The 23,411-nt window shown below is 45.9% G+C and carries 20 protein-coding genes, 2 tRNA genes and 3 rRNA genes; 17 read left to right on the forward strand and 8 right to left on the reverse strand.

Features of this window, described 5'->3' with window-relative positions:
- Window positions 1–183: 183 nt before the first annotated feature.
- Window positions 184–654 (reverse strand): cyclic nucleotide-binding domain-containing protein, encoded by a 471-nt coding sequence (locus tag FED51_RS01350; protein ID WP_053432075.1) that lies wholly within the window; start codon window positions 652–654, stop codon window positions 184–186.
- A gap of 154 nt (window positions 655–808) precedes the next feature.
- On the opposite strand from FED51_RS01350, the gene FED51_RS01355 reads away from it, so the two are divergent.
- Window positions 809–1,522 (forward strand): YwiC-like family protein, encoded by a 714-nt coding sequence (locus tag FED51_RS01355; protein WP_407901397.1) that lies wholly within the window; start codon window positions 809–811, stop codon window positions 1,520–1,522.
- Between the two features lie 13 nt (window positions 1,523–1,535).
- Here the strand turns inward: FED51_RS01355 and FED51_RS01360 are convergent, their stop codons facing one another.
- Entirely contained in the window at window positions 1,536–2,249 is a 714-nt protein-coding gene (locus FED51_RS01360; RefSeq protein ID WP_053432077.1) for a fumarate/nitrate reduction transcriptional regulator Fnr, read from the reverse strand.
- Between the two features lie 140 nt (window positions 2,250–2,389).
- Window positions 2,390–3,571 (reverse strand): nitrate/nitrite transporter, encoded by a 1,182-nt coding sequence (locus FED51_RS01365; protein WP_053432078.1) that lies wholly within the window; start codon window positions 3,569–3,571, stop codon window positions 2,390–2,392.
- Window positions 3,572–3,825: 254 nt separating this feature from the next.
- On the opposite strand from FED51_RS01365, the gene FED51_RS01370 reads away from it, so the two are divergent.
- Window positions 3,826–4,020: a hypothetical protein gene (locus FED51_RS01370; RefSeq protein WP_053432079.1), complete on the forward strand. Its 195-nt coding sequence runs from the start codon at window positions 3,826–3,828 to the stop codon at window positions 4,018–4,020.
- Window positions 4,021–4,085: 65 nt separating this feature from the next.
- Here the strand turns inward: FED51_RS01370 and FED51_RS01375 are convergent, their stop codons facing one another.
- Window positions 4,086–4,532 (reverse strand): hypothetical protein, encoded by a 447-nt coding sequence (locus FED51_RS01375; RefSeq protein ID WP_053432080.1) that lies wholly within the window; start codon window positions 4,530–4,532, stop codon window positions 4,086–4,088.
- 188 nt (window positions 4,533–4,720) lie between these two features.
- On the opposite strand from FED51_RS01375, the gene FED51_RS21290 reads away from it, so the two are divergent.
- Together FED51_RS21290 and FED51_RS01380 are read left to right on the forward strand one after the other, a co-directional pair.
- On the forward strand, window positions 4,721–4,882 hold the full coding sequence (locus tag FED51_RS21290; RefSeq protein ID WP_233443871.1) for a hypothetical protein: 162 nt from the start codon (window positions 4,721–4,723) through the stop codon (window positions 4,880–4,882).
- Window positions 4,879–5,310, forward strand: coding sequence for a Crp/Fnr family transcriptional regulator (locus FED51_RS01380; RefSeq protein WP_233443872.1), 432 nt, complete (start codon window positions 4,879–4,881; stop codon window positions 5,308–5,310). Before FED51_RS21290 ends, FED51_RS01380 begins: the two co-directional genes overlap by 4 nt.
- Window positions 5,311–5,729: 419 nt before the next feature.
- Here FED51_RS01380 and ric read toward each other — a convergent pair whose 3' ends face one another.
- Window positions 5,730–6,428, reverse strand: a complete 699-nt coding sequence (gene ric, locus FED51_RS01385; RefSeq protein WP_233443873.1) for an iron-sulfur cluster repair di-iron protein — start codon at window positions 6,426–6,428, stop codon at window positions 5,730–5,732.
- Window positions 6,429–6,529: 101 nt separating this feature from the next.
- On the reverse strand, window positions 6,530–6,721 hold the full coding sequence (locus tag FED51_RS01390) for a 4Fe-4S cluster-binding domain-containing protein (RefSeq protein ID WP_233443874.1): 192 nt from the start codon (window positions 6,719–6,721) through the stop codon (window positions 6,530–6,532).
- Window positions 6,722–7,116: 395 nt separating this feature from the next.
- Between FED51_RS01390 and FED51_RS01395 the strand changes: the two genes are divergently transcribed.
- From FED51_RS01395 to FED51_RS01415, 5 genes are all read left to right on the forward strand, one after another.
- Window positions 7,117–10,179 carry a glycosyl hydrolase gene (locus FED51_RS01395; RefSeq protein WP_053432082.1) on the forward strand — a complete coding sequence of 1,021 codons (3,063 nt, stop codon included), beginning with the start codon at window positions 7,117–7,119 and terminating at the stop codon, window positions 10,177–10,179.
- Between the two features lie 131 nt (window positions 10,180–10,310).
- Window positions 10,311–11,477 (forward strand): MFS transporter, encoded by a 1,167-nt coding sequence (locus FED51_RS01400; RefSeq protein WP_233443875.1) that lies wholly within the window; start codon window positions 10,311–10,313, stop codon window positions 11,475–11,477.
- 171 nt (window positions 11,478–11,648) lie between these two features.
- Window positions 11,649–12,086 (forward strand): YbaK family protein, encoded by a 438-nt coding sequence (locus FED51_RS01405; protein WP_010896420.1) that lies wholly within the window; start codon window positions 11,649–11,651, stop codon window positions 12,084–12,086.
- Window positions 12,087–12,154: 68 nt separating this feature from the next.
- The gene (gene cwlD / locus FED51_RS01410; protein ID WP_053432084.1) at window positions 12,155–12,871 is read left to right on the forward strand and encodes an N-acetylmuramoyl-L-alanine amidase CwlD; all 717 of its coding nucleotides are present in this window, start codon (window positions 12,155–12,157) and stop codon (window positions 12,869–12,871) included.
- Window positions 12,872–12,949: 78 nt separating this feature from the next.
- Complete coding sequence (locus FED51_RS01415) at window positions 12,950–14,002, forward strand: Mrp/NBP35 family ATP-binding protein (protein ID WP_010896422.1); 1,053 nt, start codon at window positions 12,950–12,952, stop codon at window positions 14,000–14,002.
- 100 nt (window positions 14,003–14,102) lie between these two features.
- Here the strand turns inward: FED51_RS01415 and gerD are convergent, their stop codons facing one another.
- Window positions 14,103–14,741, reverse strand: a complete 639-nt coding sequence (gerD, locus tag FED51_RS01420; RefSeq protein ID WP_053432085.1) for a spore germination lipoprotein GerD — start codon at window positions 14,739–14,741, stop codon at window positions 14,103–14,105.
- A 145-nt stretch (window positions 14,742–14,886) separates the two neighbouring features.
- Between gerD and FED51_RS01425 the strand changes: the two genes are divergently transcribed.
- Window positions 14,887–15,471, forward strand: coding sequence for a KinB-signaling pathway activation protein (locus tag FED51_RS01425; RefSeq protein ID WP_010896424.1), 585 nt, complete (start codon window positions 14,887–14,889; stop codon window positions 15,469–15,471).
- A gap of 42 nt (window positions 15,472–15,513) precedes the next feature.
- Here the strand turns inward: FED51_RS01425 and pdaB are convergent, their stop codons facing one another.
- Complete coding sequence (pdaB, locus tag FED51_RS01430; RefSeq protein ID WP_053432086.1) at window positions 15,514–16,275, reverse strand: polysaccharide deacetylase family sporulation protein PdaB; 762 nt, start codon at window positions 16,273–16,275, stop codon at window positions 15,514–15,516.
- 148 nt (window positions 16,276–16,423) lie between these two features.
- Between pdaB and FED51_RS01435 the strand changes: the two genes are divergently transcribed.
- The 7 genes from FED51_RS01435 to FED51_RS01465 all read left to right on the forward strand — a co-directional run bounded on the left by FED51_RS01435 (window position 16,424) and on the right by FED51_RS01465 (window position 23,405).
- Window positions 16,424–16,657, forward strand: coding sequence for a hypothetical protein (locus FED51_RS01435; RefSeq protein WP_010896426.1), 234 nt, complete (start codon window positions 16,424–16,426; stop codon window positions 16,655–16,657).
- 277 nt (window positions 16,658–16,934) lie between these two features.
- Window positions 16,935–18,484 (forward strand): 16S ribosomal RNA (locus FED51_RS01440).
- A 528-nt stretch (window positions 18,485–19,012) separates the two neighbouring features.
- Window positions 19,013–21,951: ribosomal RNA gene (locus tag FED51_RS01445) — 23S ribosomal RNA — on the forward strand.
- 408 nt (window positions 21,952–22,359) lie between these two features.
- Window positions 22,360–22,475: ribosomal RNA gene (gene rrf, locus FED51_RS01450) — 5S ribosomal RNA — on the forward strand.
- The 16S, 23S and 5S rRNA genes sit together here with 2 tRNA genes alongside, the layout of an rRNA operon.
- Window positions 22,476–22,484: 9 nt before the next feature.
- A tRNA-Asn gene (locus FED51_RS01455) sits at window positions 22,485–22,559 on the forward strand.
- A 7-nt stretch (window positions 22,560–22,566) separates the two neighbouring features.
- Window positions 22,567–22,639 (forward strand) — tRNA-Thr (locus FED51_RS01460).
- 478 nt (window positions 22,640–23,117) lie between these two features.
- Entirely contained in the window at window positions 23,118–23,405 is a 288-nt protein-coding gene (locus FED51_RS01465) for a hemolysin XhlA family protein (RefSeq protein WP_053432087.1), read from the forward strand.
- Window positions 23,406–23,411: the final 6 nt, after the last annotated feature.

A 23,411-nucleotide genomic window follows, 5' to 3' on the forward strand; every position in this document is an offset into this window, starting at 1 on the left:
GTATCTTTTCAGTCAGGATGAAGTGTCAAAGTTCATAAACAGAAGCATCTAAGTCAAGCGTTTGTTTAACGGGAATCCCCCTTCAGAGCCGAATGATTAATTCGTTTATAACGATCGTACAAAGTAGGAAAAAGGACTGTGATCTATATCACAAAATCTAAGGTTCTCCTCTGGGGAGAGCGCTTATTCGCCATTTTTTGAGGAGGGGTGGAGATAACGCAAAAACAATTGATAGGAAAGGGAGATGTTTTGCTGTAAGAGGACGAGGAAGTTCATTTGCAATTGAGAACTGTAGGTCATCATATGTTTAAAATTCGCAAAAGGGATTTCAAGCAAGATTGTATGGGAGGCCGGTTCGATCGACATGTGCGGTGAAGCGAAAATGGCGCCTTTCTCATCAAAGGGGAATACATCTCCCTCCCCCCATGTGGCGATCGTTTTGGTTGTTTCAGCATGATGGGCTTGATTCACAAGCAAGAGGCTCCCTTTCAAGACGATATAAATTGATTGGGAGTGAAGGGAGGAACTGGAGTCGGTTTGGGAAGTGAGTCGAATCAAGTTCCCGTGCTTCATCAGCTTTTTAATGATTGAAAGTGAGACTCCTAGAAAAATAGGTGTATTTTTCAAAAAGAAAACATAGCGGAACCGTTCCATGAAAACATCCTCCTTTGTGACATGTACCTTAAGTGTAACCACGAAGACAGAGGTTTGCAGTGACATGGTTCACACGCCACTTGTATGAGAAATGTCACGTTCTCTCGAATCGTCAGTTTTTATAATAGGGAAAGAGGAGGTGAACGATGTGAACATGTTGATTCCAAAGCAACACGGGGCATGGGCGATGCTCGTCATTCCGTATGTTTTAGGGATGGTGAAAGGAGGAGTGGTTTGGTGGCATCTTCCCCTAGCGGTTGGCTGGTTATTTCTCTATTTAGTCGCTTATCCATTGACGATGCTCGTAAAAAAGCGGCAAATGGACGTGTACAAAAAGTGGGCCGTTCGGTACGGAGTGGTTGCTGCTTGCTTCCTGCTCCCCGTTGTCTGGATGTATCCTCCGCTGCTACTTTTAGGCTCGCTATTATTCCCGTTGTTTCTCGTCATGATGATGTATGCGAGGAAGAATGACGATCGGGCGTTTTTAAATGATCTTGTAGCCGTTGTCATTTTTAGTGCTGCAGGTCTTGCAAGCTATTGGCTGGGAGCAGAAAGACTCGACGAATGGGCCTTGTTTATTTTTGGTCAGACGATGTTGTTTTTTGTTGGGAGTGCCTTTTATGTGAAGTCAATGATTCGTGAAAAGAATAATAGATGGTTTGCTCGTTATTCTTGGGTCTACCATGTTCTCGCCCCATGTCTATCGCTGGCGATGGGGGCAGGATGGGCAGTTCTTGCCCTTATTCCAAGCAGTATACGAGCATGGGTGTTGTACGGTAAAAAGCTAAGTATCATGAGAATAGGGATCTATGAAGTGATCAACGCCAGCTTTTTTCTATTGGTAATTAGTAGCTTTTTATTATGGTAGGTTGAGAGTCCAACTAATCGATGTTACAAATGTCAATCGGACAATTTTCGCAATCAATTTCGTTTTTTAAAAAATCGAGTTCATGAATCACAATTTTCCCAGAAGGTTCTATAGAGATGACACCTAGCTTCCGTAACTCACCGAGCATCCGGTTCACACTTTCTCTAGCGGCCGCACAAAAATTCGCCAATTCCTGATTTGTGAGGACGATGTTAATGAGAATTCCATCAACTCGTTGAATGCCGTAGCTGTTTGCAAGGCGGATGAGGGTTGAGTAGAGTGCGCCTTTTTTTCCATTAAGGAGAAGGTCGCGAATTTTCGATTGGATTTTTCGTAAATGGGTGCTCATCCATTTCATGAATTCAAACGTCAATGCGCCATTTTCCACGAGTTCTTTTTCGAGCTTGTTTTTATTAATGACCAACACTTCGCCGTCAGAAAGAACCTTCGCGCTAAGCATATATTTTGCTTCTTCTGAAAAAAGCGTAAGCTCGCCGACGATATCATTTGCCTTGCACATGCGCAACGTCATTTCTTTTCCATCGGCGGTTAGTTTTTCGATTTGCACAAGGCCGGACTGAATGAGATAAAGCTCCTCAGCTTCCATTCCCTCTTGAAATAGATACGTATCTTTCCAGATTTTCTTTCGTGTACTAAGCTGTTGAAGTAAATGATGGAGGTCATCGGAAAGCAAGTCTTTATCAGAAGATCGAACCGGGACATTCATTATGCGCCACCCCTTTAAAAAAATCATGTGGAAGTAATTTTATTTTATCGTTTAAATTGCGGCTTGGGGCTTGGTAAAACGAACAATCCGGTGAACGTGTTACGATAAAAGGAGCCTGAGCGTATGTGCCCAGGCTCAATTTACATCGACTTGTTTAAAACGTTGCCCGTGTTTCGTAAGTCTTGAAAGTACATCCAGACGACAAGGACAAAGCTAGCAAGGGCCACTTCTGAGAGGGCCATAAACCCGATGGCATACTGTCCTGTTGCTTGATACACCATCGCTAAAATGAGCGGAGGGAAAAATCCTCCGAGCCCGCCCATAGCTGCGACAATGCCATTGACGATTCCCGCTTGCTGCGAGAAATAGAGAGGAACGAGCTTAAATATCGTCCCATTTCCAACTCCCGCACATACCGCAACCGTTAGCACACCGACTGTATACATTTCGATCCCTGGCGAAAAGGCCAATACAATACTAGAGAGAGTAAACCCAGCGAAAACATACATTAACAAAATCAGGGGGTTCATCCTGTCCGCCAGCCAACCTCCGACAGGCCGGATGAAGGTGGCCAGCGCGATAAACCCTGCGGTGCGAAGCCCAGAATCCACCGGAGTGAGCCCATAATGGTTGACGAGAAAGTTTGGCAAATAGATCGTAAAGGCAACAAAGGCGCCGAATGTGATAAAGTAAAATAAGCTGAAAAACCACAAAAGCCGATTCCGATACACTGCTTTCATTTGCTCCTTCATAGGGGCGTCCACCTTCGCTTCATGCCGATCACCTAAAAGAAAGTTGAACAGCGCAAAAGCGGCGAGGAGGACAAGATAGATACGAATGGTTTGTTCCCATCCGAACGTTTGCGCTAAAATAGGCGCTGAAAAGGTGGTAATTGCGGTTCCAATGTTGCCAACACCGTAAACCCCATTCACAAAGCCGTGCTTCTCTTTTGGATAGTATTTTGGCAGGGACGTCACCCCGATCGAAAAAACAGCTCCGCCAATTCCGAGAAAAAAACCACCGATTAGTAAATCTACCAATGAACTAGCCACACTGAGCCAAAAGACGGGAAATAGAAGCAAGAGGAAACTCGTCATGAACGTTAATCGAGCACCGAATTTGTTCGTGTAATACCCTAAGGGAATGCGAAGAAGGGAACCGAGAACGACAGGGATAGCCGTCACCCATGCAATCTGGCTGTCGGTCAGCTCAATGTCTTGGCGAATATGAGGCATTAACGCCGAAATCAACACCCACACCATAAACCCGACGACTAAACTAAACGATTGAAGAGGTAATTGTCGTTTTTGTCGATCAATCATCGTAATTGGACTCCTTTCAATAGAGAAAGTAACGGTAGCTGTAAACAGTTTCATCTTACAAAAAGTCAATCAGGGGTATTGTGAAATACATCACAGGGATGGGAAGAATTTTCGAGCTCATGAAAAGAGGAGTCTATGCTACAGGTTACACAGAAAGAAAAACGAAACATGCTCAAAGCCATTGTAGGTTAAAGTAATGAATGGATGGTCGGACTTGTAGTAGGAACTATCGGTAAGAAAGTAGAGGAGATATGATGGAGAGGATTCAGGAACTTTTAGAACAAATCGTGAAATGGTTGATCTTTTCTATATTATTAGTGGCGTCGATTTCTTTAATGGTTGTCTACCAGCAGGGGTACATAGCAGAAGCGTTAGTTGCGCGTGCCACTCCACTTGCAATTGTTGTTGGATTATCTGCGATAGCGGCGGCGATCATTGTGAAAAAATAGTGGAGCATAGTACGATTAATCAACCCCTATTTGAAATGGAGGTTTTTCTGAAACCAGAGCCTCCGCTAGCTTAATAACCATGGAACATTTAGTTGTATATCTAACTGAACAGTGGGTGTAGGAAACCCATTAGGTACAAGGTATAAATCTTCGCTGAAAGATATTTCTAGCCCTTTATCCTTTGTAAAGATGGGATATGCCACTCCACTGTCAGCTTCCCATTGTTTGGGACTTTTAATAATTTTACCGACAAAATGATAGAAGGCACCATAAAAATGTGTCCCATCTTTATTCTCCATATAATGAGAGATCTCTCCCTCTTTACGAGGGTCAATCCCGAAAGTTAAGAAGAGCCCTTTAAGCTCATAGGGAAGATTTTCACAAGCTAGAACATAATTAGCGCAATAGTCACATTCACAACTTTCAGTGATCAAACGATCATTCTCATAAAATTTTTGAGTTTTACTTTTATCGAACAAAATTGTCCAAGATCCTAATTTGATTTGCCTCATAGTACCGTACCTTCTTTTACATATCTTTTTTGTTTTTATTATCTTTGCAATTTTTATAATGACTCTACCTAGTAAATTTTATCGTATCATGCGCCTTATGAACATTACCCGCTATCTAATCTGCCAGGAGTCTCATCAACTCGTGTATGGTTGAGAGAAAGAAGCATAGAGAAGGATGAAGGAAGCCGATGGAATTTCTAAAGCAGTTTCCAATATTCCAAGAGATGACCGATGACGAGTTTGAGCGGTTGACTCGAATCGCGATGAAGCGATCCTATGAGCCGAAGGCCTTTGTGTTGATGGAAGGGAGGAACGGGAGGCGGTCTTTTTTATTCAATCGGGGTTGGTGAAAGCCTACAAGATCGATGAAGCGGGGAACGAACAAGTGATTTCTCTGCTCCGGGATGGGGAGATGCTCCCCCATGTCGGCTTTTTCGACCGCTCACCCTATCCCGTAACGGTTGAGGTGCTACAACATACGGAATTAGTCGTGATCCGGGTGGATGATTTTGACGAGCTGCTTCGCCATGATCCACAGCTAACGATGAAACTGATGCAAATCATGGGTAGCAAGATCATAGAACTGCAGGAACGAATTCAATCTTTCATCTCAAAGGACGTTCAGCATAGGCTAGCGCACGCATTAATCAATCTTGCGGCGGAGCGCGGAGTGAAAAAAGGAGACGGTGTTTACATCCAACTGCCGATTACGAATCAGGATTTTGCCAACCTTATTGGTACCTCTAGGGAACGATTAATCGCACCCTCAATGAAATGAAAAAGAACAACTTGCTTTCAATTGATCGCAGCGGGATTATGATTCATGATCTCAATCAAGTAAAACGGCTCTAAAAATTGAGTAAACGAAAAGGATGGGACAAAACTAGCCAAAAGGTCAAACTCGGGATGAACACGGAACCGATTTAATGGTTCGGAAACGAGGCTCATGCCGTTGAGCTAGCCACATCATACGAATACGGTCAAAGTACCTTTTTGTGTTTACGCATAACTCGATGGACGTTTCCAAGTTGATGGTCAAAATCACGAGACGCCTGCGGGAAAAGCAAGAGCTGAAGATCCATCGGGGCGGTTTCCCCCGATTAGCTGAAACCTTGCCCGCGGCAAGTGATTTTGAAACAAACAACTCCTTATAAAAACACCTGTCACTAACTGTATGTCCTAGCCTCTCGTTTTCTCTTACTCCGCGAGCAATCGTGGAAACAAGATATGATTTTCTAAATGAATGTGCCGAAACAGATCCGTTTCTAGCTCATCCAGCTTACGATACGTTAACTGATATGTCATGCAAGCCCCTTCCGGAGGTGTATAATCGTCCGTTACGTGCCGAAGCTCTTTCAATAGGTGGCCGCAAGTTTCATGCTCTTTTTCTAATTGATCAATCGCTTGGGTCGCGTTTTCTAAATCGAGCAAAGACGCCGACTGATCAAAGGCTTTTATTTTCGGAAAAATGTGCTCCTCCTCTTGAATTAGATGGTGTTCTAATTCTGCCTTTAACTTGTGAAATAAGTGATGTACTTCGGAGAGCTCAGGACGATGGTGGCCGTGAACCCGGTAAACCTTTGTGATAAATTGGGACAGCTCAGGCAATGTTTCGTATAGGTAGGCGTGATGTGCTTGGACGATATAATCGATTAACTCTGAGTATTCCGCTTGAGTCCAGTCCACCTCCTTATTTTGCATGGCGATAGACGCATCATAAAGGGATTGCAACTCGGACAGTACTTTGCCCTCATCCAAATTCAGCTGTTGAATGGCATCTGCAATCGGTTGATTTCCGCTGCAACAAAAATCAATTCGGTACTTTTTAAACAGCTGGTTCGCTTTCGGAAATTGTGTCACAATATCTCCCGTCTTCATTTTCCGTTGAATGTTCATTCCCATCCTCCTTAACATCGGTGATACCATTACTGTAGCGTGTTTCGCTTAAATAGATTGTGATGGATATCACATTTTGAACATGAAGAGGTTGCTTTACGTTAAACGTAATGGGGGATTGCCTCATGTAAGTTAATGATTCGTTGATTTAAGCTTCCTCTATACAGCAAGCTTAAATCTCGTGAACTCTGCTCGTATTTCCCATCAACTAATACATCGCAATAGCGAAGAAGTTCGCGATAGTTAGCGTTTAGGTGGTTGATGATCTGCTCGTATGTATAGCCACTGTACACCTAAATCGTTTTTTTAGAGCTGCGTTTTTTTCTTCCTGTTTTTGGCGATTTCGTGGCTATTCGGATTGTAAGTCTTTCCTCGTATTTTTCTTAGGCCATTCGACTAAATTTTACGTAATATTCAAAATAAAAGGCATTTTTCGTTGACACATTTTCTGAAAAAAGGTAGATTGGCAATATAAACAGACGAAAGCGCTTTCAATCGTTGATTTTTGTGAAGGATGTATTTGAGCCGAGAAAGGAGTGGGGATTGGCCAGTGTTAGTAAAAGAGAGGTGACCAACATTTGGTCGACTATCGTAGCCTTTGAGGAGGTTTTCTTTGTTATTTCCGAAAGCGCTTTACTTGTTGGAGTGGTAAGAAGGATACGTATATTTTTAAAAGAGGGGGATGGAAATGAAGGGGAAAAACGTTCAGTTACTTTTCGCATTGGTGGTGATCATATTGTTGTTTCCAACAGGAGCTTCGGCCTCCTCTCATGCGGTGAGCGTCGGGAAAGGAAGCTATGCGACCGAGTTTCCGGAAATTGATTTTGGCGGAATTAATGATCCGGGCTTTCGGGGTCAGCAGGGGGAGCCGCCTGCAACCATTTATCGCTCAGATCGTGTAACAGGACCGATGCAAACCAATTCATGGTGGGGATCGTTAGCAGTTGACCGGTTTTCGATGAATCAATATCCTCACCCGTTTAGTGTTCGCCATCGGCCAGAGGGGTTACATGTATTCTATGATGCCCCGCACAATATGGTCGTCCATGAAAACCGTGAAGCAGGAACGTGGCACATTCATGGCGCGATTGGAACGGACTTTATCATTAAACATTCTGGAACAGCCAATTTTGAGCAGGCTGTCGTCGACGACTATAACGATTGGTATGTGCGAGGGCTACTTGAAAATGGCGCTCAACAAATGGCCGTTACATACGGGGTCGGATCTCCGTACATTTTTGTCGAATATGAAGGAGGAAGTGCTGTTTTAGACTTTGATATTGCCCCAGATGTATGGGAAATGAACGGTCATGTCATTGGCTTCTCGACCCATGATCATAAGCATTATGCGGCATTTGCTCCCCCTGGACAAAACTGGTCTGGTATCGGTTCAAGAACGCTTACGAACAATGCCAATTATATCGCCATTGCGAAGCTCCCGGAAAAGGACGGAAACATGCTAGCGAAGTTTGAGCAGTATGCGTACTCTGTCGTTCGAGACGCCGTAGCTGACTGGACATATGACGAAGCGACGGGAACAGTAACGACCACATTTGAGGTCACAACAGAGGCAAAGGTGCAAGGAGCGCCCGACGGTACGATCTTTGCATTATATCCACATCAATATCGCCACTTGGCTTCATCCTCTGAGAACCAGCTACTTCAGAACTACCAGTACAAGATCATCCGCGGCACGATGATTGGACTAGAAGGTAAGCGCTTCACGACCGAATTAACCTATCCGGGTGTGCTCCCTTCCTTGCCGGATTTAGGTGATTACGATCGGGAGCGATTGATCGGTTATCTTCATGATGCTACATCTGATTACCCAACCGGTTCGGATACGTATGAGCTAGGAAAATATATAGGAAAGCTTGCTACTCTTGCGCCAATTGCTGATCAAATGGGCGAGTATGAATTAGCGGAACAGTTTCGCGGAGAGCTAAAAGACATTTTAGAGGATTGGTTACAGGCGACGAATGCTAGTGGTCAACTAAAAGGGAAAAATCTTTTTTATTACAACGAAAATTGGGGAACGATTTTAGGCTATCACGCGGCTCACAGTTCTGCGACGCGAATCAATGACCATCATTTCCATTACGGATACTTTGTCAAAGCTGCAGCCGAAATTGCCCGCGCAGACCAAGAGTGGGCGAAAAGCGAAAATTGGGGTGGGATGATCGATTTACTCATCCGCGACTTTATGGCCGATCGAGACGATGATTTGTTTCCATACTTAAGAATGTTTGACCCGTACTCGGGGAATTCGTGGGCGGACGGGCTTGCTACCTTTGATGCGGGGAACAATCAGGAATCTTCCTCGGAAGCGATGCACGCTTGGACAAATGTTATCCTATGGGCGGAAGCCACAGGGAATAAGGCGCTCAGAGACCGAGCGATTTACTTGTACACGACCGAGATGAGCGCGATCAATGAATACTTCTTTGATGTTCATCAAGAGATTTTCCCTGAGGAATATGGACCTGAAATTGTAACGATTAACTGGGGCGGAAAAATGGATCATGCTACGTGGTGGAATTCAGGAAAGGTGGAAAAATATGCGATTAACTGGTTGCCGTTCCATGGTGGTTCGCTGTATCTTGGACACCACCCTGACTATGTCGACCGGGCCTACGAAGCGCTTCGGCGAGATATCGGTTCCACCGACTGGAACTTATGGTCAAATCTCGTTTGGATGTACCGAGCTTTTACCAATCCAGACGATGCTCTTCAACAAATGGAAGCTTCGATCGATGACTACGGCTTGTTTGACCCAGGAAATGAAAAAATTATTGAGCGTGGTAGCACGAAAGCACAGACGTATCATTGGAATCACAATTTAGCTGAACTTGGACGAGTGGACCCAACGGTAACGGCCAATCACCCGATTTACGCCGTCTTTAATAAAAATGGTATTCGAACGTATATTGCCTATAACTTTTCTGACTCTCCAATCACGGTCCAATTTTCCGATGGACATTCCATTCAAGTGGAGCCACATAGCTTTAATATTGGCAACGGGGACGGCCCCACAAACCCAGATCCTTCAGAGCCAGATTTGAAAAATCCTTACGAGCGAATTCAGGCGGAGGCGTATGATTCGATGAGCGGCATTCGGACAGAAGGGACGGACGATGACGGTGGCGGAGACAACATCGGTTGGATTAACGATGGTGATTGGGTCAAGTATGAGCGCGTTCATTTCGAACGGGGCGCTTCCTCTATTGAAGTTCGCGTAGCTAGTGATACACCGGGAGGAAGGATTGAAATACGCACAGGAAGCCCAACAGGAACGCTCTTAGGAGCCGTACAGGTACCGAATACCGGCGGGTGGCAGGAGTGGCAGACGGTGACAGGAAATGTGCAAATTCAACCTGGTACCTACGATGTATATTTAGTGTTTAAAGGGAGTCACGAGTATGACTTAATGAATGTGAACTGGTTTGTTTTCCGAGCAAACGGTCAAGGGAATGGCGATTCGCATACACACCCTGATTACACAGCAGGAATTAGAGGGATTACAGGTAATGAAGTGACGATCTTTTTTGCGCCGACAACAGAAGCACGGTATGTGGATGTACATTTAAAAGTGAACAATGGTCAACAACTCAATTATCGGATGACCGAACGGAACGGAGAATGGGAGCGGGTTGTCGAGAATTTATCGAGCGGCGATGTACTTGAATATAGCTTCACGTATGAAAAGCTCGGACCCCAATATACGACTGAATGGTTTACGTATACGCGTTAATGAAATAGTGGATGGAGCTGCCCGTCGATGCAGCTCCTTTTATCGTTATGATTCATCCCCACATTTGTTCACAAAATCTAACGACTTCGATTGGGTTGATTTTACGTTATAATGTAAAAAAGAGGGGATTTATGATGACGAAATTCATTTATATTATTTTAGTCGTTGCGTTTATTGATACATTTATCCAACTGCCGATTATCACCCCTTATGCCCTAAGTCTAGGAGCATCAGAAACGTTAGTCGGTGGTATTGTGGCGATTTATTCCTTAGCGAATATGGTGGGCAATATCATCGGTGGGCACTGGGTTGATCGCTTCGGACGCAAACGAATGCTTTACATGGGGATGCTGGCAGTGGGGGGCGTGCTTTTACTTTACTCCCTTGCTCAAACAGGAGGTCAGTTATTCTTCGCCCGATTATTGCACGGGCTAGCCGGTGGTGTTTTAATCCCAGCCGCGTTTGCCTTAATTGGTGACCAAGCAAAGGCAAGACAGAGCCGAAAGCCGATGGCGTTTGCTGGGGCCTCCATCGGGATTGCCGCCATTACGGGGCCGGCTATAGGTGGGATTTTAGCCGCTCAATCCCGGACGGAGTACGTGTTTATTCTCGTTGCGATCCTGTTCTTCCTATCTGTCGGATTAACGATCAAGTTTGTCCCAGAATCGATAAAAGCCACAAGTCGTCAACGGGTGTCCTGGGGGCATGTCGGTCCGCTACTGAAGAACGTAAGTCTAATGCAAGCGTGCCTTGCTGCATTTGCTTTAATGGTCAGCAATGGAACACTTGCATTCGCATTACCACTACTCGTGACCCAATTAGGTTTAACGTCTGCCGCAACGGGGATGCTTTTAAGCATTTACGGCATAACGGCGCTATTTATTTTTATTACCCCGCTAAACAAAGTGTATGAGCGACTATACCCTGGGCGATTGGTCGTACTAGGATTAGGGTTGATTGGAGTATCCCTTATGTTGTTAAGCTTTATCCACACGTTATCATTAGCGGTAGTCCTAATGGTTACTTATGGCATTGGGTTTGCGTTTGTTTTTCCGTCCATGAATCAAATGGTGTCAACTGCGTCTCAAGATGAAGATCGCGGGAAGGCCTATGGGATTTTTTACGCTGTCTTTTCTCTCGGTGTTGTTGCTGGCTCGTTCATTTCAGGTGTTGTCACCGAACTTTTAGGCGTTCCTTTTATCGTTAGTGGGTGCTTGATGCTTGTGTGCAGCGTGCTTTTAGTTTGGCTATCGCAAAAAAGGATCACCGAGTCTTATGCTGTAAAAAGAGGTGCTTAAACCATCTGGCTTTTCAGGTGGTTTTTTCTTATGACTTTACTTTATAGAAAAAAAGATCGCGGAAAAGCGAACTTCCCGAACAAGAAATTTGTCCAAAAGCTGTCTTGATTTCCACTGCATGAGCCCCGCGGTTCCTCTGGATAATAAAGAAAAAAGGGAGTGTGAGGAGCGATGACGGTTATTACAACATTTACACAAAAACGTCGGGAGAAACAGTGGAAGTTTGAACGGAAAATGCTTCGTGAATTGACATTGCAACAAATAAAAAAAGACATCCAGACCCATTTTCAAGACATTATTCCATTTCATTTTTTAACCCACCCGTTTTTGATGGACCCTTGTACCGATATGGCCATTGATGCCTATTTGCTTGGCGCCGAGTTTGGCCGTTTTGGCTACTATGGGGAGCCGGCAGAGAAAGCGAAAGTGCGATGCGAAGAGGAATTGTCTGATCTGTCTCACTATGTTTTCGATTTACTTCAAGGTTGGTATACAAACTCCGAGTTTATTCTCGATTCTCTCCACGTTGCTTCACAAGCCTTTGTCGATCATTGGTGGCGTAAAGGATTTGAAGAGGGGACAAAACGGTACAAACTCCGCCTTCATTAAGAAAATCACTACATATTTTCCCACTTGTCCAAATATATATAGGAACGATAGGACGAGGGGGAATGATCATGATTAAGTGGTTAAAAGGTGGAGTGTTTGCACTAGGGCTTGTTGCACTCCTTTTCATTATCCAATATCAGTTTATTAGCAATGATTCATCTTCCACATGGAATCTTCCGTTGTCTGGAAAGGTTATTATCCTTGATCCGGGACACGGAGGGATCGATGGCGGGGCGACATCTAGGGCAGGTGCCTTGGAAAAAGACATTACGCTCGCTGTTAGCTTGGAACTTCGCGACTATCTCCAGGAAGCAGGGGCCCTCGTGTTAATGACCCGGGAGGAAGATCGTGACTTAGCGGATGCGACGACTGCGAAGGTTCGCCAGCGAAAGGTTCAAGATTTAAAGCGGCGAGTTGAAATTGTCAATGGTTCTGGAGCTGATATGTTTGTCAGCATCCATTTGAATGCGATTGCTTCGCCTCGTTGGAGCGGGGCGCAAACGTTTTACAATCGAGCGATTCCGGAGAACGAACCTTTAGCTCGGTTTGTCCAGGACCAGCTGAAACGCAATTTAGAAAATACGAGTCGTTATGCAAAGCCAATTCATAACGTTTTTTTGTTAAAACATGCTGAAATTCCAGGGTTGCTAGTTGAAGCAGGTTTTTTATCCAATCCTTCCGAAGCAGAATTGCTTGAGACAGAAGACTATCAACAAAAAGTTGCAGCATCCATCTATCAAGGGATCATGCGCTATTACACAAATGAAGATGCGCCTGAGCAATAAACGAGTGCAAACGGATTCACGAACAGGACTAGGCGTATGCTATACTAAGCGTATACTGGAAAAAGGATGGTGTCTTTGTTGTTGACGGAGGAAAAGGTACTAGCTGCACTTAATCGGGTAAAAGACCGAGATTTAAATAAAAGCATCGTGGAGACCGGAGGCATCCGGGAACTGAAAATTTCAGGTGCGAATGTGAGCGTAAAAGTAGCTTTAGCCCAAACGGGAACTCGCGAGCAAATGGAGATTCAACAAGAAATCGTAAACGTACTAAAAGGTGAAGGGGCCGAGTCGGTAGGGCTCCGCTTTGATCAGTTAGATGAGACGGAGATTGAAAAGCTAGGAGGACTCCCTAAGCAAGAATTTCATGGACCACCGTTGCTTCATCCAAATACTTCAACAACGTTTATCGCCGTGACAAGCGGTAAAGGTGGGGTAGGTAAGTCCACAGTTTCAGTGAACCTTGCCACGACTCTTGCCCGTCTAGGGAAGAAGGTTGGTATCATCGATGCGGACATTTATGGATTTAGTGTTCCTGACATGATGGGGATTGAAGAGCGTCCGAAAGTGGTTGGTGAACAAATTTTTCCGGTGGAGCGCTTTGGTGTAAAAGTCATCTCGATGGGGTTTTTTGTGGAAGATAATGCACCGGTCATTTGGCGTGGCCCAATGCTCGGCAAAATGCTTAATAATTTTTTTGCTGAAGTCGAGTGGGGAGATTTAGACTACTTAATTTTGGACTTGCCTCCTGGCACTGGAGACGTAGCGTTGGACATTCATACGATGCTCCCTCATTCGAAAGAAATTCTCGTCACAACACCTCATGCTACTGCTGCGTTCGTGGCCGCACGGGCAGGCGCTATGGCATTAAAAACACATCACGAAATTATTGGTGTGGTTGAAAACATGGCCTACTTTGAAAGCAAGATTACAGGAGAAAAAGAGTATGTATTTGGCCAAGGTGGGGGAGAACGACTGGCTGAAGAGTTGAAGACTGAAGTTCTCGGTCGCATTCCGCTTGGACAGCCAGAAATCGATGAAGACGATTTTGCTCCGTCCGTTTATGGAGCGACCCATCCGATCGGGGAAATTTATACGGCTATCGCCAAGCGAGTCATTGATAAAACAACATGAACCGTTTGTAACAAAGAGTAGAAAGAGCCTCAAAGAAGTAAAAATGAGGCTCTTTCTTACGTGAAATAAAGGTTACTATTCCTAATTGACGAGTTGGGGTTTACGAGCCGCCGCCCCCACCGCCAGCACCGCCGCCACCGGCATCTCCTTGACCGCCTTCTTGTTGCTGTTGTTGCTGTTCTTGTTGTTTTTTCATTTGTTCCTCTGCCACTTTTACGAAGATTTCGTTTAGCTTTGCCATAAAATAAGGACTCTCAAACGCTTCGTTCATGATTGTCATTACTTGCTGACGATATTCTTTTGTTTTCATCAAATCAAGGAACATCTGCTCCATCTCAGGGTTTTGTAGCACTTCAACCATCATTTGTTGATATTCGGGATCTTTCATAAGGCCTTTTAGTAATTTTTCGTTTTCTGCTTGCATGCTTTCTGCGAATGTTTTCGCAAATTCAGGGTCTTGCATCGTTTCTTGCCAAAACTGCTTACCCGCTTCCGAGGTCAATGTATCTTGAATCGCTTTTTTTACAAAGGCGTTATCCATTACAACTGTACGCCGCACTTCTTCGTCTGCCATTAATTCTTGTATGGCTTGTTTTCCTTCTTCAGTCTGCAACATGTCGACCATCATTTTCTTTGTACTTTCGTAATCAGGAGGTTGATTCCCTCCCTGTGCTTGAGGTGCACAGCCGATGATGATGGACAATAACGCAATGCAAATGAGCAGCGCCCCTTTTCTCATCATTTCTGCTCCTTTCACTCATTTTGTCATTAATTTGAGACATTTTCTTGAACTTTATGCATGGTCTAGAGACAACGACTGGCTTTTTTGCTGAGCGATTGATACAATCAATGACAGCAATGTATGTAGATGTGGAGGAACGTACGTGAATACGAGGAAAGTTGTTCAGCTTTTTTTTACGACGTTAATTATTGGTAGTTTAAGCGGTACGATTGTCGGGTTGCTTTTGGATTTAGACCTATATACAAGTGGAAGTGTGGCTAATTTAATTGTAGGGATTATTTGGATCGCGGGGATTAGTGCTGCGTTTAGCTTAATAGCACAGATGGGTTTTTTCGCTTATCTAACCTTGCATCGTTTTGGCCTCGGGATATTCAAATCCGTGAAGCTTTGGAACTGGGTTCAAGTCATTCTGATTGCGTTTGTCGTTTTTGATCTTATTTATTTACGTTATATTGCTTTTGCTCAAGAGGGGGAAACAATTTTCCATTACATGGTGATGCCTCTAGCCCTTTTGGTGTACGGTGCGATTATCGCTTATTTGAAAGCAAAAGATACGAATAAGGGTGCCTTTATTCCTGCGTTATTCTTTATGGTTGTGATCACGTCCATTGAGTGGGTACCGGCTTTAACCGTCAATGATCCGAAATGGCTCTGGGTATATTTCGCTCCTCTCATTGCAGCGAACACTTGGCAAATTTTAATTCTCCATCGATTACAACAACAATAAAAAAGTCGAGCGATGTCTAGTCGCTCGGCTTTTTGTTTGAAGTTATTTGATTTCATCATGGGTTGGATGGGCGTCAGCCATTAGCTCTTCGATCGAGCGAAAATGATATCCTTTTCCTTTTAGTTGATCGATTATAATGGGCAGTGCTTTATGAGTTTGTTTAGCTGAATCAGACGCATGCATGAGTACGATATCACCGGGTGAGATATGGTCAACAACTTGACGAACGATGGCATCGACCCCCGGGTTTTCGTAGTCTCGTGAGTTAATACTCCAATGGACAACCGTATAATCATAAGATTCTGCCAAGTTTAAGACACGTTTGTCGAAATCTCCATTAGGTGGCCTGAGTAAAGTCGGCTTTTCTCCGGTAATCGAGCTAATGACTTGTTGGCTTTGTCTTAGGTCCTTACGAATTTTTTCGTCCTCCCAAGTTGTATAGCTTTTGTATTGATATCCGTGACTACCGATATGGTACCCCGCCTCTTGAATAAGCTCTACTAGCTCAGGGTGCCTTTCTGCCCAAGAGGCCGAGATGAAAAATGTGGCTTCCTCTACTTTTTTACTCTGTAATACGTCAATAATTGGTTTTACCCGTTGTTCCCCCCAACTAATATTAAAGGTGAGGGCTGCTACTTTTTCGTCCGTTTCTGCTTTATGAAACGCTTGGGGGCCTTCTGGTGTGGAAAAAACCATAAGGTGACTGCGCTCTAAATAAAGTAAACTGGCGCAAAAAAAAGCAGTGAGAAGAATGATGGTTAATTGCTTTATCTTTTTTGCACGTAATACCCAGAAGAACTTCATCTCATTCTAGCCTCCTGTATCGATTTGGTTATATTCATGTATATAGAAAAGACGGACAAGGTATGAATAAAAACCCAAAGATTAGAAAAGAATTTAGTTAGAGGAATGATCATTGTATGTGAGTTAATTATAGGTAGGAGTGTTGTCGATGCTAGGGTGTCTTTTTAATGAAAAAGAAGCACAGGAGATAGAGTACTTATTAAAGAGAGAAATGGAGGAGCTGCTTCTTGATTTATCGGATCCTAGGATCGATGAAGTTGTGAAACGAGCGATGGAAGAAAAATATCAAATCGTGTATGGCATCTATAAACGTTTCGTCCCGCCAAATGAAAGAATGAGATACATGTTAAAACGGTATAAACGAAAAGGAAATGATTTTTAGTATTGACGAAGAGATTCGTCCGTGTTATATTATCTCTTGCGCTCAAAAACAAGGAAACAACAAGGGAACGAATTGGTTTATGAAAAAAGTTGTTGACGTTGTGCCTTGATTTTGATAGTATAATTTACAGTCGTCAGCAAGACGACGTCAGATAGTTCTTTGAAAACTGAACAAAAGCCAAGCGAAATAAAGAGATACAAGGTATCTCGTCAATTTACTTCATTATATGAAGTGTCGCAGGAAACAACATCCTGTGAAACATGAGCTATATCAAACTTTTATGGAGAGTTTGATCCTGGCTCAGGACGAACGCTGGCGGCGTGCCTAATACATGCAAGTCGAGCGGACCAAAGGGAGCTTGCTCCTGGAGGTTAGCGGCGAACGGGTGAGTAACACGTGGGCAACCTGCCTGTAAGACTGGGATAACATCGAGAAATCGGTGCTAATACCGGATAATAAAAAGAACTGCATGGTTCTTTTTTGAAAGATGGTTTCGGCTATCACTTACAGATGGGCCCGCGGCGCATTAGCTAGTTGGTGGGGTAACGGCTCACCAAGGCGACGATGCGTAGCCGACCTGAGAGGGTGATCGGCCACACTGGGACTGAGACACGGCCCAGACTCCTACGGGAGGCAGCAGTAGGGAATCTTCCGCAATGGACGAAAGTCTGACGGAGCAACGCCGCGTGAGTGATGAAGGTTTTCGGATCGTAAAACTCTGTTGTTAGGGAAGAACAAGTGCCGTTCGAAAGGGCGGCACCTTGACGGTACCTAACGAGAAAGCCACGGCTAACTACGTGCCAGCAGCCGCGGTAATACGTAGGTGGCAAGCGTTGTCCGGAATTATTGGGCGTAAAGCGCGCGCAGGCGGTCTCTTAAGTCTGATGTGAAAGCCCCCGGCTCAACCGGGGAGGGTCATTGGAAACTGGGAGACTTGAGTACAGAAGAGGAGAGTGGAATTCCACGTGTAGCGGTGAAATGCGTAGAGATGTGGAGGAACACCAGTGGCGAAGGCGACTCTCTGGTCTGTAACTGACGCTGAGGCGCGAAAGCGTGGGGAGCAAACAGGATTAGATACCCTGGTAGTCCACGCCGTAAACGATGAGTGCTAGGTGTTAGGGGTTTCGATGCCCTTAGTGCCGAAGTTAACACATTAAGCACTCCGCCTGGGGAGTACGACCGCAAGGTTGAAACTCAAAGGAATTGACGGGGGCCCGCACAAGCAGTGGAGCATGTGGTTTAATTCGAAGCAACGCGAAGAACCTTACCAGGTCTTGACATCCTTTGACCACCCTAGAGATAGGGCTTTCCCCTTCGGGGGACAAAGTGACAGGTGGTGCATGGTTGTCGTCAGCTCGTGTCGTGAGATGTTGGGTTAAGTCCCGCAACGAGCGCAACCCTTGACCTTAGTTGCCAGCATTCAGTTGGGCACTCTAAGGTGACTGCCGGTGACAAACCGGAGGAAGGTGGGGATGACGTCAAATCATCATGCCCCTTATGACCTGGGCTACACACGTGCTACAATGGATGGTACAAAGGGTTGCGAAGCCGCGAGGTGAAGCCAATCCCAGAAAGCCATTCTCAGTTCGGATTGCAGGCTGCAACTCGCCTGCATGAAGCCGGAATTGCTAGTAATCGCGGATCAGCATGCCGCGGTGAATACGTTCCCGGGCCTTGTACACACCGCCCGTCACACCACGAGAGTTTGTAACACCCGAAGTCGGTGGGGTAACCTTTTGGAGCCAGCCGCCTAAGGTGGGACAGATGATTGGGGTGAAGTCGTAACAAGGTAGCCGTATCGGAAGGTGCGGCTGGATCACCTCCTTTCTACGGAGTTTTTAACTCTAGTCGACCATTCGCAGTTTCATCTGCGGAGGGACGCTTGAAGCTTTTGTTCAGTTTTGAGAGAACTCAAAGCTCTCAATTAATGGAATTGACAAAGAGCATCAAGTAGATCAAGGAAGCAAGGATTTGAGGAATGGAGCGTATGTGTATACGTGACATGACCGAGAATCTGAAGCTGACGAAGAGATGCGATGATGATCTGCCGTCAAAATGGTTCTTTGAAAACTAGATAATGATAAATTGTAAGTGAAGATGAGCGCGATGCTCATTGGAAGCTTATATGACGCAAATCGAGTTCACCGGGTATTTAACCTACATCCTGTAGGGAAAATACTCACGAACGAGACGTCAAGAATTCCATGACGCTTTTGATGAATCATGTATTTTGCGACGAGAAGCAAGGAGATCGAGGACACGCGTTTTCGAGTGAGGGAGCGTATTTGTATACGTGACCGACCGAGAAGAACGCAGTGGACGAAGAGGTCCGACGCTAATCGGAAGCAAAATTTTGGTTAAGTTAGAAAGGGCGCACGGTGGATGCCTTGGCACTAGGAGCCGAAGAAGGACGCGACGAACGGCGAAACGCCTCGGGGAGCTGTAAGTAAGCTTTGATCCGGGGATATCCGAATGGGGGAACCCACCATCCGTAATGGGATGGTACCCATACCTGAATCTATAGGGTATGAGGAGGCAGACCTGGGGAACTGAAACATCTAAGTACCCAGAGGAAGAGAAAGCAAATGCGATTTCCTGAGTAGCGGCGAGCGAAACGGGAACAGCCCAAACCAAGAGGCTTGCCTCTTGGGGTTGTAGGACACTCTATACGGAGTCAGAAAGAAACGAAGTAGGTGAAGCGACCTGGAAAGGTCCGTCACAGAAGGTAACAACCCTGTAGCCGAAACTTCGTTTCCTCCAGAGTGGATCCTGAGTACGGCGGGACACGTGAAACCCCGTCGGAAGCTGGGAGGACCATCTCCCAAGGCTAAATACTCCCTAGTGACCGATAGTGAACCAGTACCGTGAGGGAAAGGTGAAAAGCACCCCGGAAGGGGAGTGAAAAAGATCCTGAAACCGTGTGCCTACAACTAGTTGGAGCCCATTAACGGGTGACAGCGTGCCTTTTGTAGAATGAACCGGCGAGTTACGATGTCGTGCAAGGTTAAGCTGAAAAAGCGGAGCCGCAGCGAAAGCGAGTCTGAATAGGGCGAAATAGTACGCCGTCGTAGACCCGAAACCGTGTGATCTACCCATGTCCAGGGTGAAGTTCAGGTAACACTGAATGGAGGCCCGAACCCACGCATGTTGAAAAATGCGGGGATGAGGTGTGGGTAGGGGTGAAATGCCAATCGAACTCGGAAATAGCTGGTTCTCCCCGAAATAGCTTTAGGGCTAGCCTCGAGGGAAGAGTCTTGGAGGTAGAGCACTGATTGGACTAGGGGTCCCCACCGGATTACCGAATTCAGTCAAACTCCGAATGCCAATGACTTATCCTCGGGAGTCAGACTGCGAGTGCTAAGATCCGTAGTCAAGAGGGAAACAGCCCAGACCATCAGCTAAGGTCCCAAAGTATACGTTAAGTGGAAAAGGATGTGGAGTTGCCCAGACAACCAGGATGTTGGCTTAGAAGCAGCCACCATTTAAAGAGTGCGTAATAGCTCACTGGTCGAGTGACTCTGCGCCGAAAATGTACCGGGGCTAAACGTATCACCGAAGCTATGGATTCGCACCGTTGGTGCGAGTGGTAGGGGAGCGTTCTACGTGCAGCGAAGTCAGACCGAGAGGACTGGTGGAGCGCGTAGAAGTGAGAATGCCGGTATGAGTAGCGAAAAGAGGGGTGAGAATCCCCTCCGTCGAAAGCCCAAGGTTTCCTGAGGAAGGCTCGTCCGCTCAGGGTTAGTCGGGACCTAAGCCGAGGCCGAAAGGCGTAGGCGATGGACAACAGGTGGAAATTCCTGTACCACCTCCTCACCGTTTGAGCAATGGGGGGACGCAGAAAGGTAGGGTAAGCGCGCTGATGGAGATGCGCGTCCAAGCAGTTAGGCTGGAAAGTAGGCAAATCCGCTTTCCGTGAAGGCTGAGCTGTGATGGCGAGGGAAATGATAGTACCGAAGTTCCTGATCCTACACTGCCAAGAAAAGCCTCTAGCGAGGTGAGAGGTGCCCGTACCGCAAACCGACACAGGTAGGCGAGAAGAGAATTCTAAGACGCTCGGGAGAACTCTCGTTAAGGAACTCGGCAAAATGACCCCGTAACTTCGGGAGAAGGGGTGCTCTGATAGGGTGCAAGCCCGAGAGAGCCGCAGTGAAAAGATCCAAGCGACTGTTTAGCAAAAACACAGGTCTCTGCGAAGCCGCAAGGCGAAGTATAGGGGCTGACACCTGCCCGGTGCTGGAAGGTTAAGAGGAGGGGTTATCCCTTCGGGAGAAGCTCTGAATTGAAGCCCCAGTAAACGGCGGCCGTAACTATAACGGTCCTAAGGTAGCGAAATTCCTTGTCGGGTAAGTTCCGACCCGCACGAATGGTGTAACGACTTGGATACTGTCTCAACGAGAGACCCGGTGAAATTATAGTACCTGTGAAGATGCAGGTTACCCGCGACAGGACGGAAAGACCCCATGGAGCTTTACTGTAGCTTGATATTGGATGTTGGTACCGTTTGTACAGGATAGGTAGGAGCCTTGGAAGCCGGAGCGCTAGCTTCGGTGGAGGCGCTGGTGGGATACTACCCTGACGGTATTGACATTCTAACCTCGAACCGTGATCCGGTTCAGGGACAGTGTCAGGTGGGCAGTTTGACTGGGGCGGTCGCCTCCTAAACAGTAACGGAGGCGCCCAAAGGTTCCCTCAGAATGGTTGGAAATCATTCGTAGAGTGCAAAGGCAAAAGGGAGCTTGACTGCGAGACCTACAAGTCGAGCAGGGACGAAAGTCGGGCTTAGTGATCCGGCGGTGCCGTATGGAAGGGCCGTCGCTCAACGGATAAAAGCTACCCTGGGGATAACAGGCTTATCTCCCCCAAGAGTTCACATCGACGGGGAGGTTTGGCACCTCGATGTCGGCTCATCGCATCCTGGGGCTGAAGTAGGTCCCAAGGGTTGGGCTGTTCGCCCATTAAAGCGGTACGCGAGCTGGGTTCAGAACGTCGTGAGACAGTTCGGTCCCTATCCGTCGCGGGCGTAGGAAATTTGAGAGGAGCTGTCCTTAGTACGAGAGGACCGGGATGGACACACCGCTGGTGTACCAGTTGTTCCGCCAGGAGCATCGCTGGGTAGCTACGTGTGGACGGGATAAGTGCTGAAAGCATCTAAGCATGAAGCCCCCCTCAAGATGAGATTTCCCATGGAGTAAATCCAGTAAGACCCCTTAGAGATGATGAGGTTGATAGGTCTGGTGTGGAAGCGTGGCGACACGTGAAGCTGACAGATACTAATCGGTCGAGGACTTATCCAAAAACAAATCAAAAGCAACGTCTCGAACTCGAGAAGCGTCCCATTATCTAGTTTTGAGAGAATCTTGTTCTCCAAAGAAGCTTCGATACAACATCGCAAGATGCGACGTTAATCGGAAGCCGTGATCAAGAGATTATTCTCTTACATCCAAAGAAAAGGGTTTCGAGAAACGAGCAGTTTTAGGAATCGAGCGACGACAGACCGGAGCGTACTCACGGTACGTGAGGATCTGGAGGAGTGAAGATGACACCAAAATGCGACGTTGATCGGAAGCCGTAACTATCTACAAAGAGGATCAAGAGATTTGCGGAAGCAAGCGAGTGACGAACTGAACGTATATCAACATACGTGACAGGAAGGAACAAGCGTAGCTGACAAAAAAGCTCGCCGATCATCTGACGTAGAATGGTTTGGTGGCGATAGCGAAGAGGCCACACCCGTTCCCATGCCGAACACGGTCGTTAAGCTCTTCAGCGCCGATGGTAGTTGGGGCCTTGCCCCTGCGAGAGTAGGACGCTGCCAAGCAACTAATGTTCCACAGTAGCTCAGTGGTAGAGCAATCGGCTGTTAACCGATCGGTCGTAGGTTCGAGTCCTACCTGTGGAGCCATTTTTTTGCTTCCATAGCTCAGTCGGTAGAGCACTACCATGGTAAGGTAGGGGTCAGCGGTTCAAGTCCGCTTGGAAGCTTAGCAGAATACGGGTAAGGTTGGAGTTTCTCCGATAATGGGGAAGCTTATTTTTTGTGTTTCGGTTTTTTGCTTTCAGGATAGGTCAAGATCGATCACTCTCATTTTTGAGTTTAAGGATTAATCAAACGTTTAATTAATGCCTCTCGTTTAAGCTCAGCATTTGCAGGGCTTTTTTTGAATATCCCTTAAGAATCGCTGTTCAAGACATGGTTTCCTTACATGCCATGATCACTTGACTGGTACACCATACCTGACAGCCGCCTTTGTTTTTACCAAAATAATAGTAAAGGCTTTGCAAAAATGGTAAGCTTCATCCTCATTATAGCTCGTGTTGATGGAATTGAGGAAAGGTTAGGTAGACGAACTGTCAAAAAGCATGTCTTTCGAATTATATAATAATGAGCCGTTTATCTTTTTAATGATTCTACATGTGTCAAATTAGGTAATTAATGATAGAGAAAAGAGGTGTATCGTTCATGGAGAAGCCGAAAACACATGAGGTGGAAGATGCCTTAATGCACATTGTTGACCGAGTGGAGCGAGTGGAGGAAAGTCAAAAAGAATCAGCGACACGCCTGAATGAGTTGGAGCGAAACGAGGCACTTCAGGATAAGGACATAAAAAATTTAACGGTCAGTTTAGATAAAATTCAAGAGAATACCCTATGGTTGCGACGGACGGTGACCAATGCCATGATTACCGGAAGTGTGGGTTTTTTTGCGACACTCGTGACGGGGATTATCATTTGGGCTATTTCAAAATAATGGTTC

Origin of the sequence: Halalkalibacterium halodurans (assembly GCF_005671335.1) — a bacterium.
In the GTDB taxonomy this organism is placed as follows: domain Bacteria; phylum Bacillota; class Bacilli; order Bacillales; family Bacillaceae_D; genus Halalkalibacterium; species Halalkalibacterium halodurans.

What these genes read in the sequence shown, in the direction of transcription:
- FED51_RS01350 (WP_053432075.1), bottom strand. Translation starts at nt 654, where the DNA reads ATGGAACGGTTCCGCTATGTTTTCTTTTTGAAAAATACACCTATTTTT.
- FED51_RS01355 (WP_407901397.1), top strand. Translation starts at nt 809, where the DNA reads ATGTTGATTCCAAAGCAACACGGGGCATGGGCGATGCTCGTCATTCCG.
- FED51_RS01360 (WP_053432077.1), bottom strand. Translation starts at nt 2,249, where the DNA reads ATGAATGTCCCGGTTCGATCTTCTGATAAAGACTTGCTTTCCGATGAC.
- FED51_RS01365 (WP_053432078.1), bottom strand. Translation starts at nt 3,571, where the DNA reads ATGATTGATCGACAAAAACGACAATTACCTCTTCAATCGTTTAGTTTA.
- FED51_RS01370 (WP_053432079.1), top strand. Translation starts at nt 3,826, where the DNA reads ATGGAGAGGATTCAGGAACTTTTAGAACAAATCGTGAAATGGTTGATC.
- FED51_RS01375 (WP_053432080.1), bottom strand. Translation starts at nt 4,532, where the DNA reads ATGAGGCAAATCAAATTAGGATCTTGGACAATTTTGTTCGATAAAAGT.
- FED51_RS21290 (WP_233443871.1), top strand. Translation starts at nt 4,721, where the DNA reads ATGGAATTTCTAAAGCAGTTTCCAATATTCCAAGAGATGACCGATGAC.
- ric (WP_233443873.1), bottom strand. Translation starts at nt 6,428, where the DNA reads ATGAACATTCAACGGAAAATGAAGACGGGAGATATTGTGACACAATTT.
- FED51_RS01395 (WP_053432082.1), top strand. Translation starts at nt 7,117, where the DNA reads ATGAAGGGGAAAAACGTTCAGTTACTTTTCGCATTGGTGGTGATCATA.
- FED51_RS01400 (WP_233443875.1), top strand. Translation starts at nt 10,311, where the DNA reads ATGATGACGAAATTCATTTATATTATTTTAGTCGTTGCGTTTATTGAT.
- FED51_RS01405 (WP_010896420.1), top strand. Translation starts at nt 11,649, where the DNA reads ATGACGGTTATTACAACATTTACACAAAAACGTCGGGAGAAACAGTGG.
- cwlD (WP_053432084.1), top strand. Translation starts at nt 12,155, where the DNA reads ATGATTAAGTGGTTAAAAGGTGGAGTGTTTGCACTAGGGCTTGTTGCA.
- gerD (WP_053432085.1), bottom strand. Translation starts at nt 14,741, where the DNA reads ATGAGAAAAGGGGCGCTGCTCATTTGCATTGCGTTATTGTCCATCATC.
- pdaB (WP_053432086.1), bottom strand. Translation starts at nt 16,275, where the DNA reads ATGAAGTTCTTCTGGGTATTACGTGCAAAAAAGATAAAGCAATTAACC.
- FED51_RS01435 (WP_010896426.1), top strand. Translation starts at nt 16,424, where the DNA reads ATGCTAGGGTGTCTTTTTAATGAAAAAGAAGCACAGGAGATAGAGTAC.
- FED51_RS01465 (WP_053432087.1), top strand. Translation starts at nt 23,118, where the DNA reads ATGGAGAAGCCGAAAACACATGAGGTGGAAGATGCCTTAATGCACATT.